The sequence below is a fragment of the Haladaptatus sp. genome (genome assembly GCF_049589095.1).
Lineage (GTDB): Archaea > Halobacteriota > Halobacteria > Halobacteriales > Haladaptataceae > Haladaptatus.
In genome coordinates this window covers 1-3,688 of sequence record NZ_JBAWAC010000647.1, presented here as the reverse complement: position 1 = coordinate 3,688, position 3,688 = coordinate 1, and the positions used below count along the sequence as shown (strand labels likewise).

The following is a 3,688-nucleotide window of genomic DNA, read 5'->3' as shown; positions in this document are numbered from 1 at the left end:
CGTAGGCGGTGTCGGCACGGACGCGGCCACGGTCGATGAGTGTGACTTCGGGCATACAATGACGTTTGTTCCGTATGACATAATCCCTCTCGGTTTGGAGACTACGGCACTCGAATCGCCCGCATTTTTACTTCCTGCTCCCCACGGTTCAGCTATGACCGAATTCGATGCCGAGAAGTTCGAGGACAAGTACGCCCACTACTTCAACGAACTCCAGCGTGGGTACAAGAACGCCTTCAGCTACATGAACGAGCGGTACGATTCCAAACTCATCCACGCCATCGACCAAGAGGTACTGAACGAGAGCGAACCGTTCTATCAGGGGGACGGCGAGTTCCGCATCGACCTCCCCGAGAATCCGACCGACCGCGTGCGGAGCGTCGTTGTGGAGGACGAGAAACTCGAAGAGACGCTTTCGGTGTACATCGAGCGGTTGGAGTACGAGCTGGCACGCGTCTTTGGATTCGAACCGAGCGACCCGGACGAGAACTGACGACGCTGCGGTTTTCTACCTCGTTTAAAACCCCGAAAAGTCACGGTTCAGCGGTGATTCCTGCCGGATTCGGTTTATGAGACAGTGGAAAGGCCTAAGGAGGCTCACCCCATATCCGGATACATGAGCACCGAAACTCAGGAAGATGGGGACGACCTCGAAGAACGGGTCACGAACTTCCTGCGCCGCAACTTCCCGCAGATTCAGATGCACGGCGGTAGCGCTGCGATCCAGCACATCGACCGCGAGTCCGGCGAAGTTACGATCATGCTCGGCGGCGCATGCAGTGGCTGTGGTATCTCCCCGATGACGATTCAGGCTATCAAGAGCCGAATGATCAAGGAGATTCCGGAAATCAACAAAGTCATCGCCGAAACCGGCATGGGCGGTGGCGACGGAATGGGTGGCGGCATGAGCCCATCCTTCCCCGGCGAGTCCAGCGACGACGACGATGACGAAGGCCCGCAGGCTCCGTTCTAATTCCGCTATTTTTAGTTTTCGGCCGATTCCATGGGCTGAATCACGATATTTATCCCACCGGACGCTGTAGCAGGCGTTAGTATGACGAACGACGACGCCACGGCGCAAAACGTCGTATTCGTTGTGATGGATACGGTGCGTAAAGACCACCTCTCTGTCTACGGATACGATCGCCCGACAACGCCGGGCCTCGAACGGTTCGCGGAGGAAGCGACCGTCTTCGAGCAGGCGGTTTCCCCCGCTCCTTGGACCCTTCCGGTGCATGCCTCTTTGTTCACTGGAATGTATCCCAGCGAACACGGCGCGAGTCAGGAGAACCCGTATCTGGAAGGTGCGACGACGCTCGCACAGACCCTCTCCGCTGCGGGGTACGATACCTCGTGTTACTCCTCGAACGCGTGGATCACGCCGTACACCCATCTGACGGACGGTTTCGACGACCAAGACAACTTCTTCGAAGTGATGCCCGGCGATTTCCTCTCCGGGCCGATGGCGAAGGCGTGGAAGACGATGAACGACAACGAGTCGCTTCGGAAGGTCGCGGACAAACTGGTCAGCCTCGGCAACGTGGCTCACGAGTACCTCGCCAGCGGCGACGGTGCGGACTCGAAAACGCCACAGGTCATCGACCAGACTATCGAGTTCATCGACGACTCCGACGGCCCGTACTTCTCGTTCATCAACCTGATGGACGCTCACCTTCCGTACCACCCGCCGAAGGAGTACCGAAAGGAGTTCGCTCCCAACGTCGATTCCACCAAGGTGTGCCAGAACTCGAAGGAGTACAACTGCGGCGCACGCGACATCAGCGACAAGGAGTGGGACGCGATCGGCGGCCTTTACGACGCCGAAATTCGCCACATCGACGACCAACTCCAACGGCTGTTCTCGTGGATGCAGGAGAACGACGAATGGGACGACACCATGGTCGTCGTCTGTGCCGACCACGGGGAACTGCACGGTGAACACGACCTGTACGGTCACGAGTTCTGTATCTACGACCCGCTCATCAACGTCCCGCTGATGGTCAAACACCCCGAGATGGACCCCGGCGTGAGCGACCAACAGGTCGAACTCATCGACGTGTACCACACGATTCTCGACCACACCGGCATCTCCGGGTCGAACTCGACGCGGCCGCTCGAAGAAGCACGGTCGCTCCTCAACGAGGACTACCGTGCGTTCGCGGACGACGTCCCCGGCGACGGCGAGTGTGCCTTCGTGGAGTACTACCGACCCGTGGTCGAACTGAAACAGCTTGAGGAGAAGGCAAAGAGCGCGAACATCACGCTGGACGAGAACTCGCGCTTTTACTCGCGGATGCGGGCGGCCCGCAGACCCGATGCCAAATACATCCGCAACGAGCGCATCGAGGACGAGTTCTACAAACTCGATGACGACCCCGGCGAGTTGAACGACCTCCGGGGCGAGGGAACCGAGGAAGAGGTCGAACTCGAAGCCGCGCTCTCCGCGTTCGAGGAGACGGTCGGCGGCGAGTGGAACGAGGTCTCCGACGGTGACGACGTGCTCGACGATATGAGCGACGACGCCAAGGACCGCCTCCAAGACCTCGGTTACATCGACTAACGTGACCGACAAGTCGGCTCCGGACGGCGGAAGTGCGCTGTCCGCAGGACTGTCGGAGCGGTTCGGGACCGGCAAGCTACTGCTGGGCTTCGTCGTCGCGGTTGTCCTCATCTACCTGATCGTCGTCGCCTCCGGGTGGCGACGAGTGCTTCATGCCCTTCAGGGTGCGGACTACACGTGGATGTGGATCGCCTGCCTTTCGACGTTCATCGGCCTCGCCGCGTGGGGCAAGGCGTGGCAGATCGTTCTCGCCGTGCTCGACATCAAGGTGGAGTTCAAACGCCTCGTCGTCACCTACCTCGCGGCGACGTTCGCCAACTACGTCACCCCGTTGGGACAGGCTGGCGGCGAACCGTTCATCGCCTACATCCTCTCGCGGGATACGGAGGCGAACTACGAGGACAGCCTCGCGAGCGTCGTGACGGCGGACCTGCTCAACCTCCTGCCGTTCTTCAACTTCGCAGCGCTCGGGCTGAGCTATCTGCTCATCCGCGCGTCGCTTCCGGACGACGCGAAGACGCTGGCACAGGGACTCGTGATACTGGCGTTCGGCATTCCGGCTCTCGCCTACGCCGGTTGGCGGTATCGAGAGCGCGTCGAAGACCTCGTGATCCGCTTCATTGCCCCCATCGCCACCCGCACGTCACGGATCACGGTCGACGGGATTCGACAACGTATCGACCGGTTCTATCACTCGCTGGAGCGCATCGCGAGCGAACCGCGCCAACTGCTGTTCGCGCTGGTGTTCTCGTACACCGGCTGGATATTCTTCGCCCTGCCGCTGTATTTCGCGGGACGGGCGCTCGGCCTGCCACTTCCACTGGTGCTCGTGTTGTTCATCGTTCCGGCGAGTACGCTGGCCGGACTGACGCCGACGCCGGGCGGACTGGCGGGCGTCGAGGCGGCGCTCACGGTCCTCATGGTCGGACTCGTTCCGGCGATTTCGTGGAGTTCGGGCGTGGCAGCCGCCATGGTCTACCGGTTTGCGAGTTACTGGTTCGTGCTCCTCATCGGTGGCATCGCGTCGCTGTTCGTCATCATGCGGTCGTGACGTTCAGCTTCCGCTCTTTCTCCCTTCCCACGTTTTCACCAATCCGGCGAGCGTTCGGTTGACGGGCGTCTCGATAC

4 protein-coding genes are annotated in these 3,688 nt (G+C 60.6%); all 4 read left to right on the top strand.

Going from position 1 to position 3,688, the window contains the following annotated elements:
* The first annotated feature begins 154 nt into the window (after positions 1–154).
* Complete coding sequence (locus WBV42_RS20410; protein ID WP_423987662.1) at positions 155–493, top strand: DUF5783 family protein; 339 nt, start codon at positions 155–157, stop codon at positions 491–493.
* Positions 494–616: 123 nt separating this feature from the next.
* A complete protein-coding gene (locus WBV42_RS20405) occupies positions 617–973 on the top strand; it encodes a NifU family protein (RefSeq protein WP_066139919.1) in 357 nt (118 codons plus the stop codon).
* A gap of 81 nt (positions 974–1,054) precedes the next feature.
* Positions 1,055–2,560, top strand: coding sequence for a sulfatase (locus tag WBV42_RS20400; protein ID WP_423987661.1), 1,506 nt, complete (start codon positions 1,055–1,057; stop codon positions 2,558–2,560).
* 1 nt (position 2,561) lies between these two features.
* The gene (locus tag WBV42_RS20395) at positions 2,562–3,611 is read left to right on the top strand and encodes a lysylphosphatidylglycerol synthase transmembrane domain-containing protein (protein WP_066139925.1); all 1,050 of its coding nucleotides are present in this window, start codon (positions 2,562–2,564) and stop codon (positions 3,609–3,611) included.
* Positions 3,612–3,688: the final 77 nt, after the last annotated feature.

Bases quoted from the DNA above. Each gene is read 5' to 3' on its own strand.
- WBV42_RS20405 (WP_066139919.1), top strand. From the start codon at position 617: ATGAGCACCGAAACTCAGGAAGATGGGGACGACCTCGAAGAACGGGTC.
- WBV42_RS20410 (WP_423987662.1), top strand. From the start codon at position 155: ATGACCGAATTCGATGCCGAGAAGTTCGAGGACAAGTACGCCCACTAC.
- WBV42_RS20400 (WP_423987661.1), top strand. From the start codon at position 1,055: ATGACGAACGACGACGCCACGGCGCAAAACGTCGTATTCGTTGTGATG.